The sequence below is a fragment of the Vibrio sp. KMM 9700 genome (assembly GCF_058545285.1).
The window spans coordinates 43582-67469 of sequence record NZ_CM178590.1 but is presented as its reverse complement, the minus strand read 5'-3'; the positions used below and the strand labels follow the sequence as shown (position 1 = coordinate 67469).

Genomic DNA, 23888 nt, shown 5'->3' with positions numbered 1-23888 from the left:
TAAAATTATTGAATCACGTATAATGGCTCTTAGGTTTAATTATTCAGTTTTAATGTATTTAGCCTTCTTTGACATTTAAACTTAGTGCGCAAGTGCACCAAATTAATAAAAATATCACTATACTGAATATATTATATATAACCTTTGAAACTGTATGATTTGTTAAAGTTAAGTATTTCATTAGTTTAGTGGTACAAATTCGCCTTCTATTACCTTCTTAGGTAAGCATTCCTGAAAGTTGTATCCTACATAAATTAGTAAAATTCCATTGTTGAAGTAAATGTGACCAAGTTGAGTTGTCTATGAAAAATCCAAATGAAGCGCCGACGCCAAGCGTTGTTGAAGTCCAAGTTGAAAGTGGTGTAGCTTTTATCGCCCAAGCTGATAAAGCTATCATTGCTGTCAAAGCCGCTTATCAAATGTCAACGGATGACGTATTACTGATAAACCCAGAAAGCCAAGTGTCTGTCAAAGCAGGGGAGCAAGTACAGGCAATTGATCAAAACGGAAACTGCGTTCAATGCGTTGTTATCAGTCAAAACGGTGAACTCAAAGCTGTGCCACTTGGTCAGCAGGTCCAATTAAATCCTGATCAAGCAGAGCAAACAAGCTTTAATCAAGACTTAGTCGCAGCACTTCAACAGCAAATTTTAGCAGGCGAAGATCCAACCAAGATTTTTGAGGCCAGTGCAGCAGGCGTTGCTGAAGATGGGAATAACCCATTTGCTGGTCTTAACTTAGATCCAAGCGATCTTGCTCAGATTGAACAAATTCAACAAGCCATTTTAGCAGGTGAAGATCCGACGCAAGTTGCGCCTGAAGCCGCAGCAGGTATCGCTGCAGCTGGTTCATCGAATAACTTATTCGTTACCATTGATTATGATGGCGATGCAACGCTTGCACAAGCTGGCTTTGAAACCGCTTATCAGACGGATCGTCCTGAAGAGGATGACGAAACAGTTATTATCCGTGCACGTGGTGGTGAAGCGCTTGAAATGGATATCGTTGAAGGCGATTTTGATGCAAGCAATGGTTATCCAGTTGAAAACTCACAAACAGTAGAAATTGAATCAGGCACCTTGCCACTTGATCCAGAAAGCTTCTATATCCCTGATGAAGCCTTAACCTCTTTGCTTGATGAGCTAAATAATGAAGTGACTTCTTCTGGGCGTCCGGTTGAATTCACGTATGATGAAACGACAAGCACCATCATAGGTATGCAAGATGGTGAAACGGTCGTCACGATTGATCTTGATTTCGTAGAAGGCGATCAAGGCAATATTAATCTTATCGTTACCACAACAATGGAAAAACCACTGGATCACATTCAAGGTGGTGACAATACAGGCATGGTGACGAATGTTGGAGATGAAATCCACATTAACTTCCCTGTTTCTGGTAGCGATATTGGTGGCAATGACATCAATGACCCAATCAACATTGGCGTCGGTATTTTTGATGGTGCGAATCCTGAATTTGGTGATGATACAGGTGTTTCAATTAATGAAACCGATAATCAAGGTCAAACCATTGAAGGTCAACTTGATATTGATTTGGGGAGTGATGACCTTGAAACTTTGGTTTTCAATGAGAATCAACCTGATCTTGCCGCGATTACCAGTAATGGTCAAGCAACTGAATATCAAATCGATGGCAATTTAGCAACCGTAACGGACCATAATGGCGATACAATTCTAACCATTGAAATCAATGTTGATGGATCGTATGCCGTCACGGTTACTGGCCCTGTTGATCAAGATGCAGATGATATTTTAAATCTAGAGTTAGGTGTTAACGGCACTGACTTTGATGGAGATAACACCACAGGATCGATCCATATTGATATTGCCGATGGTGAAAATTCACCTGGTATTGATGTACCTGACGGTTCTGATCCGGATGCAGGTAACATTGTAAATATCACTGAAGGGGATACCGAAGACCCTGCCGCAGGTAATGCATACCCAGTAAGTGGCTCTAACTCTGTCTTAGTCGACTCGCCAAGCGATGATTTAGTCGAAAACTCATTGCATGTTGATGATGCCGCTTTGACGCAACTTGAATCAGAGTTAGATAGCTTAACCTCCAACGGCCAAGCGATTGACTTTACGATTACGCAAAATAGCGATGGCACAATTAACATTAGTGGTCAACTTGCTGACGGCACACCTGCGCTTGAAATAAACTTCACGCCAAGTGTTGATGCTAATGGTGACATGACTGTGACCACTGATGTGTTGCAAAGTCAGCCTTTAGATCATCTCGATGAATCAGGTTCATACATCACTATTGCCGATGATGGCATCCAAATAAACTTACCTTTAGTTGTGACCGATACAGATGGTGATGACTCAAGCGTTAATATGCAAGTTAACATTGCCGATGGTCAAGATCCAAGCTTTGGTGAGGATTCTGGGGTTGTGTTCACTGAAACTGACCAAGAGCAAAGTGAAACCGGTCAGATTGATTTTGACCATGGCAGTGACGCGGTCAACCATATCGTGTTTGATGACAATCAGCCAAGCCTAGAGGGTATTACTTCAAACGGCCAAAAAACCGAATATATCGTAGATGGTGATACCATCATGTTGGTGACAGTTGATGGGCAAGAGCCGGTTTTGACGGTGAACATTGATAATCAAGGTCAATATGAAGTCGTCTTAGATGGCGCGATTGATCAAGATGCGAGTGATCTAACTGACATTAACCTTGGCGTATCGGGCACTGATGCCGACGGCGATACCGCTGAAGGCTCGATCAATATTCAAATCAATGACGGCAAAGTCAGTGAAGGTGGTCGCGATGAAGTGACGATTACCGAAGGTGACACCGAAGATCCAGCGGCAGGCAATGGTTATCCTGTGCATGGCAACAGCTCCACCCTGATTGACTCGCCAAGTGATGATCTCGTCGAAGACTCGCTTCACTTTGATCCGGACGTGAAAGCCCAACTTGTCTCTGAGCTAGACGGCTTAAAATCAAACGGTCAAGCGATTGATTTCACCATCACAGAAAATAGCGATGGCAGCATTGATATTTCAGGTGTCTTGCCTGGCGGCACACCCGCGCTTGATATTCGATTTACGCCAAGCGTGGATGCCAATGGTGACATGACGATCACCACGGATGTGACCCAAAGTGCGCCTATCGATCATATCGATGGCGGCGGCAATTTTATCACCATCGCTGAAGATCAGGTGCAAATCAATGTGCCGATGATCGTTACCGATACGGATGGTGACAACTCAAATGTCAACATTACGATCAACATTGAAGATGGCCAAGATCCAAGCTTTGGTGAGGATTCAGGGGTTGTGTTCACTGAAACTGACCAAGAGCAAAGTGAAACCGGTCAGATTGATTTTGATCACGGCAGTGACGCGGTCAACCATATCGTGTTTGATGACAATCAACCAAGTCTTGAAGGCATTACTTCAAACGGCCAAAAAACTGAATATATCGTAGATGGTGATACCATCATGTTGGTGACCGTGGATGGGCAAGAGCCGGTTCTGACGGTGAACATTGATAATCAAGGTCAATATGAAGTGGTCTTAGATGGCGCGATTGACCAAGATGCGAGTGATCTAACGGATATTAACCTTGGCGTATCGGGCACTGATGCCGATGGCGATATCGCTGAAGGTTCGATCAATATTCAAATCAATGACGGCAAAGTCAGTGAAGGTGGTCGCGATGAAGTGACGATTACCGAAGGTGACACCGAAGAGCCAGCGGCAGGCAATGGTTATCCGGTGCATGGCAACAGCTCCACCCTGATTGACTCGCCAAGTGATAACTTGGTGGAAGACTCGCTTCACTTTGATCCGGACGTGAAAGCCCAACTTGTATCTGAGCTAGACGGCTTAAAATCAAACGGTCAAGCAATTGATTTCACCATCACAGAAAATAGCGATGGCAGCATTGATATTTCAGGTGTCTTGCCTGGTGGCACACCGGCGCTTGATATTCGATTTACGCCAAGCGTGGATGCCAATGGTGACATGACCATCACCACGGATGTGACCCAAAGTGCGCCAATCGATCATATCGATGGCGGCGGCAATTTTATTACCATCGCTGATGATCAGGTGCAAATTAATGTACCTATGATTGTTACAGATACAGACGATGATAATTCCAATGTGAATATCACGATCAACATTGAAGATGGCCAAAACCCAAGCTTTGGTGAGGATTCTGGGGTTGTGTTCACTGAAACCGACCAAGAGCAAAGTGAAACCGGTCAGATTGATTTTGATCACGGCAGTGACGCGGTCAACCATATCGTGTTTGATGACAATCAGCCAAGCCTAGAGGGTATTACTTCAAACGGCCAAAAAACTGAATATATCGTAGATGGCGATACTATCATGTTGGTGACCGTGGATGGGCAAGAGCCGGTTCTGACGGTCAACATTGATAATCAAGGTCAGTATGAAGTCGTCTTAGATGGCGCGATTGACCAAGATGCGAGTGATCTAACCGACATTAACCTTGGCGTATCGGGTACTGATGCCGATGGGGACACAGCAAACGGCTCAATCAATATTCAAATCAATGATGGTGAAGTGAGCCCAGGGGGTCGTGATGAAGTGACGATTACCGAAGGCGACACCGAAGATCCTGCTGCGGGCAATGGTTATCCAGTGCACGGCAACAGCTCAATTGTGATTGACTCGCCAAGTGATGATCTCGTCGAAGACTCGCTTCACTTCGATCCGGACGTGAAAGCCCAACTTGTATCTGAGCTAGACGGCTTAAAATCAAACGGTCAAGCGATTGATTTCACCATCACAGAAAATAGCGATGGCAGCATTGATATTTCAGGTGTCTTGCCTGGCGGCACACCGGCGCTTGATATTCGATTTACGCCAAGCGTGGATGTCAATGGTGACATGACCATCACCACGGATGTGACCCAAAGTGCGCCAATCGATCATATCGATGGCGGCGGCAATTTTATTACCATCGCAGATGATCAGGTGCAAATTAATGTACCTATGATTGTTACAGATACAGACGATGATAATTCCAATGTGAATATCACGATCAACATTGAAGATGGCCAAAACCCAAGTTTTGGTGAGGATTCTGGGGTTGTGTTCACTGAAACTGACCAAGAGCAAAGTGAAACCGGTCAGATTGATTTTGACCATGGCAGTGACGCGGTCAACCATATCGTGTTTGATGACAATCAGCCAAGCCTAGAGGGTATTACTTCAAACGGCCAAAAAACCGAATATATCGTAGATGGCGATACCATCATGTTGGTGACAGTTGATGGGCAAGAGCCGGTTTTGACGGTGAACATTGATAATCAAGGTCAATATGAAGTCGTCTTAGATGGCGCGATTGATCAAGATGCGAGTGATCTAACTGACATTAACCTTGGCGTATCGGGCACTGATGCCGACGGCGATACCGCTGAAGGCTCGATCAATATTCAAATCAATGACGGCAAAGTCAGTGAAGGTGGTCGCGATGAAGTGACGATTACCGAAGGTGACACCGAAGAGCCAGCGGCAGGCAATGGTTATCCGGTGCATGGCAACAGCTCCACCCTGATTGACTCGCCAAGTGATAACTTGGTGGAAGACTCGCTTCACTTTGATCCGGACGTGAAAGCCCAACTTGTATCTGAGCTAGACGGCTTAAAATCAAACGGTCAAGCAATTGATTTCACCATCACAGAAAATAGCGATGGCAGCATTGATATTTCAGGTGTCTTGCCTGGCGGCACACCCGCGCTTGATATTCGATTTACGCCAAGCGTGGATGCCAATGGTGACATGACCATCACCACGGATGTGACCCAAAGTGCGCCAATCGATCATATCGATGGCAACGGCAATTTTATCACCATCGCTGAAGATCAAGTGCAAATCAATGTGCCGATGATCGTTACCGATACCGATGGTGATAACTCAAATGTCAACATTACGATCAACATTGAAGATGGGCAAAACCCAAGCTTTGGTGAGGATTCTGGGGTTGTGTTCACTGAAACCGACCAAGAGCAAAGCGAAACTGGTCAGATTGATTTTGATCACGGCAGTGACGCGGTCAACCATATCGTGTTTGATGACAATCAGCCAAGCCTTGACGGCATTACTTCAAACGGCCAAAAAACCGAATATATCGTAGATGGTGATACCATCATGTTGGTGACCGTGGATGGGCAAGAGCCGGTTCTGACGGTCAACATTGATAATCAAGGTCAATATGAAGTGGTCTTAGATGGCGCGATTGACCAAGATGCGAGTGATCTAACGGATATTAACCTTGGCGTATCGGGTACTGATGCCGATGGGGACACAGCAAACGGCTCAATCAATATTCAAATCAATGATGGTGCGGTTTCACCTGGCATTGACGTACCTGACGGATCAGACCCAGATGCAGGCAATGTGGTAAACATTACGGAAGGCGATACTGAAGATCCTGCGGCAGGTAATGCATACCCAGTGGAAGGCTCAAACTCTGTCGTTGTGGACTCACCAAGTGATGATTTGGTCGAGAATTCACTGCATATCGATGATGCGGCCCTCACGCAATTGAAGTCTGACTTAGATCAGCTGACGTCAAACGATCAAGAAATTGATTTTACCATCACGCAAAATACTGAAACGGGTGAGATCAACATTGTTGGTCACTTAGTCAATGACGATGGCAGCCAAGGTGATGAAGCCTTGGCGATTACGTTCACCCCAAGTGTGAATGCCAATGGTGACATGACGGTGACCACAGACGTGTTGCAAAGCTTGCCAATCGATCATGACAGTGCCGACGGAACCTTCATTACGGTTGCCGGGGATAATGTTCAAATTAACTTGCCATTGGTGGTCACAGACACAGATGGTGATGACAGTTCGGTTAATATCCAAGTCAACATTGCCGATGGACAAGATCCAAGCTTTGGTGAAGACAACGGCGTGACATTCACGGAAACCGATGGATCACAATCAGCCCAAAGTTCGATTGATTTTGACCACGGCAGTGATGAAGTCAATGAGATTGTGTTTGATGCAAATCAGCCAAGCCTAGAAGACATCACCTCAAACGGTGAAGCGACTGAGTATGTGGTCAATGGCTCAGAAATTATCCTGCAAACGGTATCGGGCGACCCTGTGCTGACTGTGACCATTGATAACCAAGGCAACTATCAAGTTACTTTAGATGGTGCGATTGACCAAGATGCAAGTGATCTAACGGATATTAACCTTGGCGTATCGGGCACTGATGCTGACGGCGATACCGCTGAAGGCTCGATCAATATTCAAATCAATGACGGCAAAGTCAGTGAAGGTGGTCGCGATGAAGTGACGATTACCGAAGGCGACACCGAAGATCCTGCTGCGGGCAATGGTTATCCTGTGCATGGCAACAGCTCCACCCTGATTGATTCGCCAAGTGATGATCTAGTCGAAGACTCGCTCCATTTTGATCCGGACGTGAAAGCCCAACTTGTCTCTGAGCTAGACGGCTTAGAATCAAACGGTCAAGCGATTGATTTCACCATCACAGAAAATAGCGATGGCAGCATTGATATTTCAGGTGTCTTGCCTGGCGGCACACCGGCGCTTGATATTCGATTTACGCCAAGCGTGGATGCCAATGGTGACATGACCATCACCACGGATGTGACCCAAAGTGCGCCTATCGATCATATCGATGGCGGCGGCAATTTTATCACCATCGCTGAAGATCAGGTGCAAATCAATGTGCCGATGATCGTTACCGATACGGATGGTGACAACTCAAACGTTAACATCACCATCAACATCGAAGATGGCCAAGATCCAAGCTTTGGTGAGGATTCAGGGGTTGAGTTCACTGAAACTGACCAAGAGCAAAGTGAAACCGGTCAGATTGATTTTGATCACGGCAGTGACGCGGTCAACCATATCGTGTTTGATGACAATCAGCCAAGTCTTGACGGCATTACTTCAAACGGCCAAAAAACCGAATATATCGTAGATGGTGATACCATCATGTTGGTGACCGTGGATGGGCAAGAGCCGGTTCTGACGGTCAACATTGATAATCAAGGTCAATATGAAGTGGTCTTAGATGGCGCGATTGACCAAGATGCGAGTGATCTAACGGATATTAACTTAGGTGTATCAGGTACAGACGCTGATGGCGATACCGCTGAAGGCTCGATCAATATTCAAATCAACGATGGTGCGGTTTCACCTGGCATTGACGTACCTGACGGCTCAGATCCAGATGCAGGTAATGTGGTAAACATTACGGAAGGCGATACTGAAGATCCTGCGGCAGGTAATGCATACCCAGTGGAAGGCTCAAACTCTGTCGTTGTGGACTCACCAAGTGATGATTTGGTCGAGAATTCACTGCATATCGATGATGCGGCCCTCACGCAATTGAAGTCTGACTTAGATCAGCTGACGTCAAACGATCAAGAAATTGATTTTACCATCACGCAAAATACTGAAACGGGTGAGATCAACATTGTTGGTCACTTAGTCAATGACGATGGCAGCCAAGGTGATGAAGCCTTGGCGATTACGTTCACCCCAAGTGTGAATGCCAATGGTGACATGACGGTGACCACAGACGTGTTGCAAAGCTTGCCAATCGATCATGACAGTGCCGACGGAACCTTCATTACGGTTGCCGGGGATAATGTTCAAATTAACTTGCCATTGGTGGTCACAGACACAGATGGTGATGACAGTTCGGTTAATATCCAAGTCAACATTGCCGATGGACAAGATCCAAGCTTTGGTGAAGACAACGGCGTGACATTCACGGAAACCGATGGATCACAATCAGCCCAAAGTTCGATTGATTTTGACCACGGCAGTGATGAAGTCAATGAGATTGTGTTTGATGCAAATCAGCCAAGCTTAGAAGGCATTACCTCAAACGGTGAGAAAACTGTCTATGTTTACGGCACAGATGAAGATGGTAATCAGTTAAATAATGTTCTGATCCTTCAAACGGTATCGGGCGACCCTGTGCTGACTGTGACCATTGATAACCAAGGCAACTATCAAGTTACTTTAGATGGTGCGATTGACCAAGATGCAAGTGATCTAACGGATATTAACCTTGGCGTATCGGGCACTGATGCTGACGGCGATACCGCTGAAGGCTCGATCAATATTCAAATCAATGACGGCAAAGTCAGTGAAGGTGGTCGCGATGAAGTGACGATTACCGAAGGCGACACCGAAGATCCTGCTGCGGGCAATGGTTATCCTGTGCATGGCAACAGCTCAACTGTGATTGATTCGCCAAGTGATAACTTGGTCGAAGACTCGCTTCACTTTGATGCGGACGTGAAAGCCCAACTTGAATCTGAGCTAGACGGCTTAAAATCAAACGGTCAAGCGATTGATTTCACCATCACAGAAAATAGCGATGGCAGCATTGCTATTTCAGGTGTCTTGCCTGGCGGCACACCGGCGCTTGATATTCGATTTACGCCAAGCGTGGATGCCAATGGTGACATGACTATCACCACGGATGTGACTCAAAGTGCGCCAATTGATCATATCGATGGCGGCGGCAATTTTATCACCATCGCTGAAGATCAGGTGCAAATTAATGTACCTATGATTGTTACAGATACAGACGATGATAATTCCAATGTGAATATCACCATCAACATCGAAGATGGCCAAAACCCAAGCTTTGGTGAGGATTCAGGGGTTGAGTTCACTGAAACCGACCAAGAGCAAAGCGAAACCGGTCAGATTGATTTTGACCATGGCAGTGACTCGGTCAACCATATCGTGTTTGATGACAATCAGCCAAGCCTAGAGGGTATTACTTCAAACGGCCAAAAAACTGAATATATCGTAGATGGTGATACCATCATGTTGGTGACCGTGGATGGGCAAGAGCCGGTTCTGACGGTGAACATTGATAATCAAGGTCAGTATGAAGTGGTCTTAGATGGCGCGATTGACCAAGATGCGAGTGATCTAACCGACATTAACCTTGGCGTATCGGGCACTGATGCCGACGGCGATACCGCTGAAGGCTCGATCAATATCCAAATCAACGATGGTGCGGTTTCACCTGGCATTGACGTACCTGACGGCTCAGACCCAGGTGCAGGTAATGTGGTAAACATTACGGAAGGCGATACTGAAGATCCTGCGGCAGGTAATGCATACCCAGTGGAAGGCTCAAACTCTGTCGTTGTGGACTCACCAAGTGATGATTTGGTCGAGAATTCACTGCATATCGATGATGCGGCCCTCACGCAATTGAAGTCTGACTTAGATCAGCTGACGTCAAACGATCAAGAAATTGATTTTACCATCACGCAAAATACTGAAACGGGTGAGATCAACATTGTTGGTCACTTAGTCAATGACGATGGCAGCCAAGGTGATGAAGCCTTGTCGATTACGTTCACCCCAAGTGTGAATGCCAATGGTGACATGACGGTGACCACAGACGTGTTGCAAAGCTTGCCAATCGATCATGACAGTGCGGACGGAACCTTCATTACGGTTGCCGAGGATAATGTTCAAATTAACTTGCCATTGGTGGTCACAGACACAGATGGTGATGACAGTTCGGTTAATATCCAAGTCAACATTGCCGATGGACAAGATCCAAGCTTTGGTGAAGACAACGGCGTGACATTCACGGAAACCGATGGATCACAATCAGCCCAAAGTTCGATTGACTTTGACCACGGCAGTGATGAAGTCAATGAGATTGTGTTTGATGCAAATCAGCCAAGCCTAGAAGACATTACCTCAAACGGTGAGAAAACTGTCTATGTTTACGGCACAGATGAAGATGGTAATCAGTTAAATAATGTTCTGATCCTGCAAACGGTATCGGGCGACCCTGTGCTGACTGTGACCATTGATAACCAAGGCAACTATCAAGTTACTTTAGATGGTGCGATTGACCAAGATGCAAGTGATCTAACGGATATTAACCTTGGCGTATCGGGCACTGATGCTGACGGCGATACCGCTGAAGGCTCAATCAATATTCAAATCAATGACGGCAAAGTCAGTGAAGGTGGTCGCGATGAAGTGACGATTACCGAAGGTGACACCGAAGATCCAGCGGCGGATAATAGTTATCCTGTGCATGGCAACAGCTCAACCGTGATTGACTCGCCAAGTGATAACTTGGTCGAAGACTCGCTTCACTTTGATCCGGATGTGAAAGCCCAACTTGTCTCTGAGCTAGACGGCTTAAAATCAAATGGTCAAGCGATTGATTTCACCATCACAGAAAATAGCGATGGTAGCATTGTGATTTCAGGTGTCTTGCCTGGCGGCACGCCGGCGCTTGATATTCGATTTACGCCAAGCGTGGATGCCAATGGTGACATGACCATCACCACGGATGTTACCCAAAGTGCGCCAATCGATCATATCGATGGCGGCGGCAATTTTATCACCATCGCTGAAGATCAGGTGCAAATTAATGTACCTATGATTGTTACAGATACAGACGATGATAATTCCAATGTGAATATCACGATCAACATCGAAGATGGCCAAAACCCAAGCTTTGGTGAGGATTCAGGGGTTGTGTTCACTGAAACTGACCAAGAGCAAAGTGAAACCGGTCAGATTGATTTTGATCACGGAAGTGACGCGGTCAACCATATCGTGTTTGATGACAATCAGCCAAGCCTAGAGGGTATTACTTCAAACGGCCAAAAAACCGAATATATCGTAGATGGCGATACCATCATGTTGGTGACCGTGGATGGGCAAGAGCCGGTTCTGACGGTCAACATTGATAATCAAGGTCAGTATGAAGTCGTCTTAGATGGCGCGATTGACCAAGATGCGAGTGATCTAACGGATATTAACCTTGGCGTATCAGGTACTGATGCCGATGGGGACACAGCAAACGGCTCAATCAACATCCAAATTACAGATGGTGCAAATCCGAGTAATGTTTCCGATTCTGTAGGCATTGTTGAAGGTGATTTACAAGACAATGCCGACGATGAGTGGAGCGGTTACCCAGCCTCAAATTCAAGCTCTGTTGTCGTAGCGTCACCAAGTGATGACATGGATGATGAATCATTGACCATGTCTTCGGCTGATCGCGCCGCTTTAATGGATGAACTTAACGGTCTCACCTCAGATGATCAAGAGATAGTGTTCACCATCACCCCAGAAGATGACGAGCCAAGCGATGGCTCTTTAACTGTTGTGGGTCACTTAGTCAATGCGGATGGCTCACAAGGCGATGAAGTGCTTGAAATAAGCTTTACATCTAAGCTGAATGACAATGGTGACTTAGAGGTTACTACTAATGTCAATCAAAGCCTGCCAATTGACCATGATAGTGCGGAAAATGGCCAATACATCAGCATCAGCGAAGATGGTAACAACTTAAGTATCGATCTGCCGTTAGTTGTGACGGATACAGATGGTGATCCAAGTGATGTGGATATCACGGTAAATATTGCCGATGGTCAAAATCCAAGTTTTGGTGATGATGATGGCGTGAAAATTACTGAGTCTGATGAGCCTCAAACGATTGACAGCCATATCGATTTCGATCAAGGCAGTGATACGGTACACGAAATTACCTTTAGTCACCCTGAAAGTGATTTAGCTGGTATTACTTCGAATGGCGAGCAAACCACTGTCATCAATAACGGTACAAGCGTTATTCTACAAACGGAAGGTGGTGAGCCGGTATTAACTATTACCATGGTGGCTGATGAAAATGGTGTCTATAACGGTGATTATACAGTTACTCAGCACCTGCCAATTGACCAAGGTGATGATGATTTAACTAACATTAATCTTGGCGTGACGGCGACAGATGCCGACGGCGATACCGCTGAAGGTTCGATCAATATTCAAATCACAGACACAGATACAGCAGATATTGATGATTCGCTGACCATTACTGAAGGGGATACAGAAAACCCTGAAAAAGGCAATGAATACCCAGTCTCTGGTACTAATGAAACTCATCTTGATTCATCAAGTAATGATTTGGTTGAAAGTTCATTGCACATTGATGAAGCAGCAGTTAAGCAATTAGAAACTGAGCTAGATGGCTTAACCTCTAATGGACAAGATATTGATTTTGATATTAGTCAAAATGCAGATGGCAGCATTAATATCGTAGGTCACCTTGTTGAAGGCGAAGATGCAAATGGCGATCCTATCTTAGGCGATGAAGCGCTTGCGATTAACTTCACGCCAAGTGTCGATGCCAACGGTAACCTCACTGTCACCACAAATGTAGAACAGAGTGTGCCGCTTGATCACATCAATGAATCTGGCTCTTATGTCACCATTGCGAATGATGGCATTCAAGTTAACTTGCCACTCGTCGTGACAGATACCGAAGGTGATGAAACATCCGTTAACATCAGTGTGAATATCATTGATGGTCAAAACCCAACCTTTGGCGAAGACTCAGGTGTAAACTTCACCGAAACTGATGACGGCCCGCAAACAGATACCGGTACAATTGATTTTGATCACGGCAGTGATGAAGTCAATGAGATTGTGTTCGATAGCAATCAACCAAGCCTTGAAAATCTGACGTCAAATGGTGAAAACACAGAATATGTCTACGGTAAAGATGACGATGGCAATCAACTGGATAACGTACTGATCCTGCAAACCGAATCAGGCGACCCAGTGTTAACCGTTACCATTGATAATCAAGGTAATTACACCGTTACCCAATCTCGACCACTTGATCAAGATGCTGATGATGTCACCAACTTAGAGCTTGGTGTATCAGGCACAGATGCGGATGGGGATTCAGATACAGGCACCATTCACATCAATATCACTGATGGCGTAGATAGCACAGGCACAGGTGACGCAGATAGCACAGGTGCTACCGATGAAGTCACCATTACTGAAGGTGATTTACAAGATCCTGCTGAAGGTAACGGATATCCTGTATCAGGCTCAAGCTCGGTAACTGTTGTACACGGCACGGATGATCTCGACCCGACGACACTTCGTCCGAATGAAGAGAAAATGGATGATTTGAGCATAGTTGAAAACCTTACTTCTCACGGTGAGAAGATAGATTTTAACTTTGTGCCTGAAATTGTTGATGGTGAGCCGACAGGTGCATGGCATATTACCGGTAGTACAGGTGAATACAGTCCTCTGATTGAGTTTACTTTTACGCCAACAGTGACTGCTGATGGCGATGTAATCGTCGAAACAAGTGTTACTCAAAATGGTCCAATCGATGAAATTGAAGGCTTTGAAGGTAATGATTTAGTTTCTATTGTTGATGATGTGCTTTCTATTGAATTCCCATTTGTTGTCTCGGATACTGATGGCGATGATGTAGCTGTTGATATTACTGTCAATATTACAGATGGTGAAAATCCAGAGTTTGGCACAGATAATGGCGGCGTTCATCTTGTTGAAACGGATGAAGAACAAAGAGTTGAAGGTGAAATTGAGTTTGACCAAGGTAGTGACCATGTCGACAGCATCAAATTCGATAAGGAGCAGCCTACTTTTGATAACGTTACTTCAAACGGTGAAGCGACTGAGGTAATCGTTGATGATTCTGGCTCAATCTTGACCTTAATGTCAAAGCCAACGGATGGTAGCGATCCTGAAGTAGTTATGACGGTAACTATCGAAAAAGATGGTAGTTACACTGTCACACAAGAGCGTGCTATTGACCAAGATAGTGATGAGGATGGCGATGATAATAACTCAAGCTTTACCTTAAATGTATCAGCAACTGACTCCGATGGTGACTCAGATACAGGTGAAATTCACATCAGCATTAGCGATGGTGAAGTTAGCGAAGGCGGCCGTGGCGAAGTCACAATCACAGAAGGTGATACCGAAGATCCAGAAGCTGGTAATGAGTATCCAGTAAAAGGTAGCAGCACAACTGTCATCGATTCACCGAGTGATGACTTGGTGGAAAATTCATTGCATCTTGATTCACAAATCAAAGGTCAACTTGAATCTGAGTTAGACGGCTTAAAATCAAACGGCCAGGCGATTGATTTCACCATTACAGAAAATGCCGATGGCAGTATTGTGATCTCTGGTGTACTCGAAGATGATAGCCCAGCGCTTGATATCGTGTTTACGCCAAGTGTCGGTGACAATGGTGACATGACCATCACTACAGATGTGACCCAACATGCGCCAATCGATCACATCGATAACACTGATGGTAACTACATTACAATCGCTGAAGATCAAGTGCAAATCAATGTCCCAATGATTGTCACAGATACAGATGGTGATGATTCTAACGTGAATATCACGATCAACATTGAAGATGGTCAAGATCCAAGTTTTGGTGATGATTCAGGTGTTTACATCACTGAAGAAGACGGTCAAGTAACCGATTCTGGTAATATTGTCTTTGACCACGGCAGTGATGAAGTGAATCAGGTTCTGTTTGATAAAGAACAGCCTGCACTAGATGGACTGACTTCAAACGGCGAGGCCACAACCTATACAGTCAATGGTGATACAGTGACCTTGACTACAGTTGATGGTGACTCTGTGATGACAGTAACCATTGATAACCAAGGTGGTTACAACGTCACATTGGATCGTCCACTGGATCAAGATGCTTCTGATGACTTGACTAAAATTGACCTTGGCGTCTCAGGCACTGACGCTGATGGCGATACGGCCACAGGTTCAATTCATATTGAAATCAAAGATGGTGAAACTCAAGATGTCACAGATGATCTCATTATTACTGAAGGTGACTTAGAAAATGCCGAAGAAGGCAATGCTTATCCAGTAAAAGGTGACAGCTCGACCACACTAGAACACACAGGTAATGATTTAGAATTTGATAGCTTTAGACCAGATCCTGCGGCAGTTGATTCATTAGCTCTGTTAAACGACCTGACTTCAAACGGCGAGCCAGTAAGCTTTGTTCAAACTCAAGCGGATGATGGCACAGTGACCTTAACCGGTAGCCTTGCTGATGGCAGCACCTTAATTGAGTTCACCTTTACGCCAGAGCTTACTGAAGACGGCGACATCAAAGTGACGACATATGTGGAGCAAAATGGACCACTTGATCACCTTGATGGCTTTGAAGGCAATGATTATGTCAGCGTAGATGGTGATGAGATTAATATCAGCTTCCCATTCTTGGTGACAGATACAGATGGCGATGACAACTCAATCACAGTTAATGTAGATATCAAAGATGGTGAAAACCCAGCCTTTGGCACAGACACTGGCGCAGTGGTAGATGATCTTGATGAAGGGGACTCTGCTGCATATGGTGAAGGGCATATTGATTTAATCACCAACAGTGATGCGATTGATCACATCCGTATCACAGAAGATCAGCCGCAGCTTGATAGTTTAACATCCAATGGTTATCCAACCACTTGGTCGCTTGATGCTGACACTAACACGATTAACGTGGTAGATGAAAATGGCGAACCTGTATTGGATATTCACCTCGATCAAAACGGTGATTACCAAGTAACCCAATATCAATCTATCGACCAAGATGATGATGAGCAAATTCAAATCAATGTCCAAGTCGTTGATGATGATGGCGATGTGACTGACGGTCAGCTTAACATTACGACCAATGATGGTCTTGATGGCTCAGGCGCCGTTGGGGATGAGATTTTAGAAATTACGGAAGGGGATTTAACTCCTGAAGCTGGCGAGACAAATCCAGATGGAAGTTCTGAAGTTGGTTATCCTGTTGAAGCTGACGGTAGCGTTGTCTTTGAAGCCGGCGCAGATCGTCTAGACCCAGATACAGTTACTATTGATCCAACTGATATGACTAGCCTGATTGATGAACTTAACGCTGAAATTAAAACCGCAGGCGGTGAAGATGTTAGCTTTAGCTTTAATCAATCAACAGGTGTGCTGAGTGGCGTTGATAAAAATGGTAACCCTGTCTTAACCTTTACAATGGATGCGACGCAGAATGCAAATGGAACGGATGTTGATGTAAGTTTCACTATTGAGCAATTCCAACCTATTGATCATCAAGGTGGTAATAATTCTGGTTTTGTTCAAACTGATGGTGACCAAATAAGTATTAATGTCCCAGTACAGATCCAAGATACAGATGGCGACTATGTCGATACTGCTTCGAATGTCACAGTGATTATTAATGATGGCGCTGATCTCGTAATTGAAAGTGCGGACAGTGTTGTTGTGAGTGAATCTGATATTGATAACGGCGGCGAAAATCACCAAGGTAGTAATCCTAAAGGTGATGGTGAAACCGCAACTGGTCAAATCCATGTGGATACAGGTAGTGACGCGGTTAATCATTATGAAGTGGATGTAGACGCCTTTAATGATGCCAACCAAGGCACATTAACCTCAGATGGTGAGCAAGTTGTCTTAGAATTTGATGAATCAACAGGTCAATACTTAGGTATGGCGGATGGTTCACAAATTTTCACGCTTGATTTTAATGTCGAGACGGGTGAATACACCTTTACCTTAACCGGCAACCTTGATCACGACAAAGATGCTGGCAATGATGAATCCTTAACCATCAATATCCCAGTCTTTGGTGTGGATGATGATGGCGATGCAAGTAACACAGTCGACATCCCTATTACCATTAATGATGACGTGCCAAGCGCAAAAGACATCATCTTAACTATGGTTGAAGGTGACGCAACGTCGGATGATATTCAAGATATCTTGATTAACCGTGGCGAAGGCGCGGATGATGCGAAAGTCACCTCGATTACAATTGATGGTGATGAGTATCCATTAGCCGATGGTGAAAAAGTCAAAGGCCCAGATAATCGCACTTATTATTCATTTGAAGTCGTAGATCAAGACACTAACCAAACAATGGGTAATGTCTTTATCAATGATGAAGGCCGTGTTTATTTTGAATCAAACCCTGATTTAGACCATACAGATGGACCAATCAGCGAAGATATCACATTTACTATCACAGATGGTGATGGTGATACGGATACCAGTACGGTTACCGTTACAGTTGAAGACCAAGGACCAAGTCTCACGGTAGATAGCAGCTCAGGTCAAGAAGAAGACGGTCGCGATCCAAATGATTACGATAATATTGATTCGCCGCGTGATGGTATTGAAATCAATATGAGCGTTGACATTGGCGATATGGACCAAGCTGAAAATATTGGTAGTGCGACGATTACGCCGCCTGCTGATATGCATGGCTCATTTGTTTATACCGATGAAAATGGCAATCAAACCGAGCTAAGCCTTGATGGCGATGGCAACTTAGTTATCCCAGAAGATGCTTTTGTCTTAAATGACGATGGCCATACTTATGATTTAAGTGGGATCACTTTTGTTCCAGATGAAGATTTCTCAACCATAAACGGGGATCTCGAATTTGGCGTCAACATCGAAGTTGTTAACGATAAAGGCGAGAGCACAGATCTGAACGGCAACTTCAATATCACAATCGATGGGATTGCAGATACGCCAACATGGGATCTTGATAACAGCGACTTGCATTATGAAGTCGACGAAGACAGCGGCAATGCGCATATCAATGTAGAAGTTGATCTGCAAGATACAGATGGCTCTGAAGATCTCTACTACTTTGTCAAAATCACCGAAGGTGAAGGTGAGCTCGTTGCAAACGGTATGGAAGGACCAGATGAAAATGGTTATTACAAAATTTCAGCCGATTCAATCGATTCACTGCAAGTTGATCCTGCAGATAACTTTAGTGGTGATATCAAGCTCGATATCTTTGCCCAAAGTCAGGAAAATGGCTCATTTGTCGATGGCCATGAAACCGCTGATTCTGAGCATCAAGAAATTATCGTGAATGTTATGCCAGATAGTGATGAAGTGGATATTCGCACCCAGTATATTGTTGGCGATGAAGATGAATTTATTCACTTAGCAAATACAGTCACTTTGACGCCAAAAGACGACAACTCTGATGGCTCAGAAAGCTATTATGTCGTGCTTTCTAATATTCCAGACGGCGCAAGTGTGTGGCTCAATGGTGAAGAGGTGTCAGCGGATAAAAATGGCGAATATATTTTCAGTTATGATGATTTTGATAACGTCGATATCTTGCCACCAGAGGATAGCAACACCGACTTTACCTTTAGTGTAGAAGGCATGGTCGTTGATGATGCAGAAATCACTGATGAAAATGGCAACCTGGTTGGCGTGCAAGATGTGGATCGTTTTGATAAACAAGATGTTGATGTTGACTTAGTTGGTGTTGTCGATGAGCCTGAGTTTACCTTTGATGACTCTGATTGGGGCTTTAGTGAAGATGGCAAAACTATTGAGACGACGATTACCGAAGACACGAGCGCAGCATTAGACTTCTTAGTTAGTTCTGGTGAAGTTACAGGTGATGGCTCAGAAAGCCTTGGTTTTGCGATTACCGGTATTCCAGAAGGAATGACGTTTACCGGCCCTGATGGCTCGCCAATTTTTGGCACCTTGACCGGCTATACCGAAGCAGGTAAGCCAATTTATGAAGTATCACTAAAATCCTTAGCGGGTGTGACCATTACGCCACCAGAGAATAGTGATGCGGATATTGAGTTACCAATTCGTATCACCGTAACCGAAGATGATGGCGCAACCAAAAACTTCGATTATAACCTAGTTATTCACGTTGAGCCTGAGGTTGATGCAGGTGATTTCTCATTAAACTCAGAAGGTTATGAAGATGAATGGGTACAACTTAACTGGGATCCAAAACATCCATTAGAAGATCCACAGAACCCACTTGAGGATGGTGAAAGCGTTGCATCGCTATTTACTGATCAGAGTGAAGAAGTCACAGGTTTAACTATTAATGGTTTACCTGAAGGCTATGAGCTTAAAGTGGGTGATGAAATCATCCCAGGTGATGGCAACCCAATTACTTTAACGGATGCGCAGCTTGATGCAGCCAAAGAGTCAGGTATCTACGTTAAAGCTCCGGAAGATAGTGATGAAGATTTACACTTAACCACAGATGTGACCGTAACAGATACCGATATCGATTCAGATGTTATCGATGAAAAAGTGATTACTGGTGAGCTTGATGTCAACATCATTTCGAAAGTTGAAGAAGATGGCCAGCTCATTGTTCAAGATTCAGATGGTAATGAATTAGAATACGTTACTAGTGATGAAAATGGTGTGATTCACCTAACCACTAACGATACAGTGACTGATGAAGGTGATGAAACGGCTGGTATCATCTGGAATAACAGTGATGACTCTAGTGAAGAAAAAGTTGTTAAAATTGTCATTACTTTCGACCAAGACAGTGTGATGAGCTCAGATGGCACCATGTTCCCAGATTATGACGGAGATGGCACGCCAGATGGTTTCTATATTCCAGGCGCAATCAACAATGGTGATGGCAGTTGGACATTAACAGGTGATCTCGATGACATCCGTATCATTGCGCCAGAAGGTTTTGATAGCCAAGTTGACATCTCGGTTAACGCAAGAGTTGTTGATCTCGGTGATGGCACTGAACACGATGTGAGCAATCCGTATTGGACAGATGATGACATCACACTAGATTTCTCAAATAACACCATGTCAGATGGTAACCTTGCTGGTGAAATCGAAGTTGATGACAGCTACATCATTACTGGCACGGAAGATCAAGCGGTTGATTTTGGTCAGCAGATCCAAGATAACGTGCTACATGTTGGAACCGATACTGATGGTATTTCAAGTGAAGGCGATATCTTTACTTTAGTTGTGGATGCAAGCGACTTACCAGCAGGCGCAACCATTGATGGTATGAACTTTAACTTCGATACCGGTGAGTATGTCTTAGCGGTGGAAGTTGATGAAAATGGTAATGTTGATTTATCAAATGTTTATCTAAACTTACCAGAAGACTTTGCGGGTGACTTTAACGTTGATATTACGTATGTAGTGACTGACCCAGATAGTGGTGATGCAAACAGCGTGACGGAAAACATCTCTATTCAGGTGAATCCTGATGCAGATGATAGTGATCTAGAAGATGAGCACCCAGAAGTTGAAGTCATTGTGAATGGCACTCACGGCCTAGATGATGATCACCAACCAACCGATGGCGAAGATGAGCATTATGATGGCATCGCTTATGAAGATGGACGCGTATCACTTGATTTGAGCATCATGTTAGCGGATAACGATGACAGTCAAACAGAAGGTCAAGAAAATATTGACCAAGTCACTGTTAGCGTAGATCCAAGTCAAGGTTATTTCGTTGACGCAGATGGTAATTTAGTTAGTGAATTGGTGCTTGGCCCTGATGAGTTATCGGATGTTCAGTTCCAACCTAGCCCAGATTACAGTGGTCAGGTTGACTTGAATGTGAAGACAGATATCACAGACACAGCAATCTTTGATCAAACTTCAGGCGAAACCGTGACAGATTCTGGCTCGTATGAAACAACGGTTAGCTTTGAAGTCACAGCTGTGAATGATGATCTTGACTATGATGGGGCAGATGAAACCTTCGTCGGCTCTGAAGGTCAAGGCGTGAGCCTAGATGGCTTAACTGGTAGTTTGCAAGATATGGATGGCTCTGAAAGCATCACAGGTATTGCTCTGTCAGATGTGCCAGATGGCTTTACGATTCAAGGCGCAACCAACGTCGGTAACGGTGTGTGGGCTATTTCAGGCTATAATGGCGCAGAAGACTTTGATTTATCTAATGTTAAAGTCATTCCGCCAAAAGATTTTAGTGGTGACTTTAGCTTAACTTTAACCGTTTATACGAAAGAGGATTCATTAGATAACTCAGTCGCGAAAGAAATTGAACTTGATTTCCATATAGATCCTGTCGGTGACAAGGTGAGCACCAATATCGATACAACCGCTAGCGGTGACGAAAATAGTGTGATTGACCTTACCATTGGTGCGAGCAGTTATGATAATGTTGACGGCTATAAAGGTAATGCGGACAATGTGTCTGAATATGGCGCAGAGCAAATTCAAGTCAAAATTAGTGGCGTGCCAGATGGCGCAGAAATAAGCTTACCAGATGGCGTAGAAGGCAGCGTTGTTGATAACGGTGACGGCACTTGGACGGTGATCAGTGAAGGCTCTTCATTGGATACGATTCAATTCCACCCAGGTGATAACAACAGTGACAACTGGGACGGCGAGCTTGATATTTCGATTCAAGGTCTTGATAACGGTGTATCGTCTGATTATGTCGTAGAAAATACGATTAATGTTGATGTCACGCCAATCAATGATGGCCCTGAAAACATTATCAGCGAAGACAATATCGTTACCGATGAAAATGGCAGCGTGATTATTGACTCACTGCAAATTTCCGATATCGATGCGGGTGAAAATCCGAACGAGAAATTCACGGTTGATTTGAGTGTTGCACACGGCAGCTTGTCGATTCCTGATGGTGTCGATACATCTAACGTGACCATTACTCAAAATGATGATAACTCTATCAGAATTGAAGGTGATCTCGACGCGGTGAATGATCTGCTAAGTGGTGGGGTGGAATATACACCTGATCCAGATTACAGCGGTGAAGATAGCCTAACCATGACCACCAATGATAATGGTAACAATGGTGAAGGCGGCGCAATGACAGATACTGATGTTATTGATATTACCGTCAATGAAGTGCCAGATCCGGAGGAAGAAGAAACGGCAAATGCGCCTGTCTCTGAAGCAAGCATGGATATGAGCGCAGCGAGCATCTCAATGCAGCGCATGAGCATGAATCAGCAGCAAGCACAAGCGCAGCAAAGTGCAAGTATTATGCCGTTGGCGGCCTTACTTCTTGCCGCGGGTGTGGCAGCTGATGAAACTACGATTGAGTTGTCGAATCTTGATGGCGCGCAACTTGTGGATCAAAACCAAGATCCAATCGGTAGTGTGACGGATTCAGGTAGTGTCGTGCTCAGCGCAGATCAAGTTGCCGATGCATATGTGGCAGATATGTCAGAGATGAGCAATGTTCAAGTAACAACTAAATCTGTAACAGGCCAAGTTGTTGAAAGTAAAGCAGTGAGCATGTCTGACGCGGCAGGCTTTAGCACCACAGGTGTTGAGCGTGATGTCAGCGCGCAGATGAACCAAGCGAATAGCTCTGCTGCGGATGACAAGGTTGCACCGCAAGAGATTGAGGCGGAGCAAGCTCATGATGCAGCGCAAGGTTTGGCGGATGTACTAGGCATGGATGTGGATGATTTCAATCACTTCCTAGCAGCCAACCCTGAGGTTGCGGCGCAAGTGGCAGCACTTGAGGGGGAAACCAACCCACAAGCTATGCTTCAAGGCTTTACGCAAATTCTTGAGCAGCATGCAGAAGTTACTGATGCACAAGATGCTCAGCAGTTTGGCAATGAGCTAGCGGATACAGATAGCACGGCGGATGCTGAGCTGGATGCGAAACCTGATCAAGCGGATAACGCGGCGCAAGATGATGTCCAAGATCAGCAAGACGCTGAACAAGACATGACGGATTTTGCTGACTTTGACGCGCAGGATGAGCTAGCAGATGAGCAAGATGCATTGGATACAGAGGATGGCGATGTAACCTTTGCTCAAATGTCCGCAGGTGATGCAGCTTATGACACCTTAGATCTAGACTGGGATAGCTTGGCACAACAAGCCAATGCACAAGGTTCTAATGGCGAGAGCACATCTGAGCCATTGGCAAATATCGGCAGTGAAATGTTAGATATGCTAGATACTGAAACCAAAGAAGAGAGCATGGATAGACTCTTTGAAGGCAATAAAGTACTAGGTGAAGGTGAAGATGGTAAAGCGGCAGATGTCGGTAAAGCTGGCGCGACAACCACTGAAGATCTTGAGCAAAGTAAAGGTGAAGAAGCAAATATCTCAGGCATGGGTATGGATATATCTGATGCTGGGGATACAAGTTCGGCGAATGATATGATTAATCATATCTTTGATCAGAATAACTTCCATAATCCACATGGCTAA

Annotated in this window: 1 protein-coding gene; it reads left to right on the top strand. The window is 44.7% G+C overall.

Going from position 1 to position 23888, the window contains the following annotated elements; all coding sequences use genetic code 11:
- Positions 1–302 precede the first annotated feature (302 nt).
- A complete protein-coding gene (locus AC2VOY_RS11680) occupies positions 303–23888 on the top strand; it encodes a retention module-containing protein (protein ID WP_491833684.1) in 23586 nt (7861 codons plus the stop codon).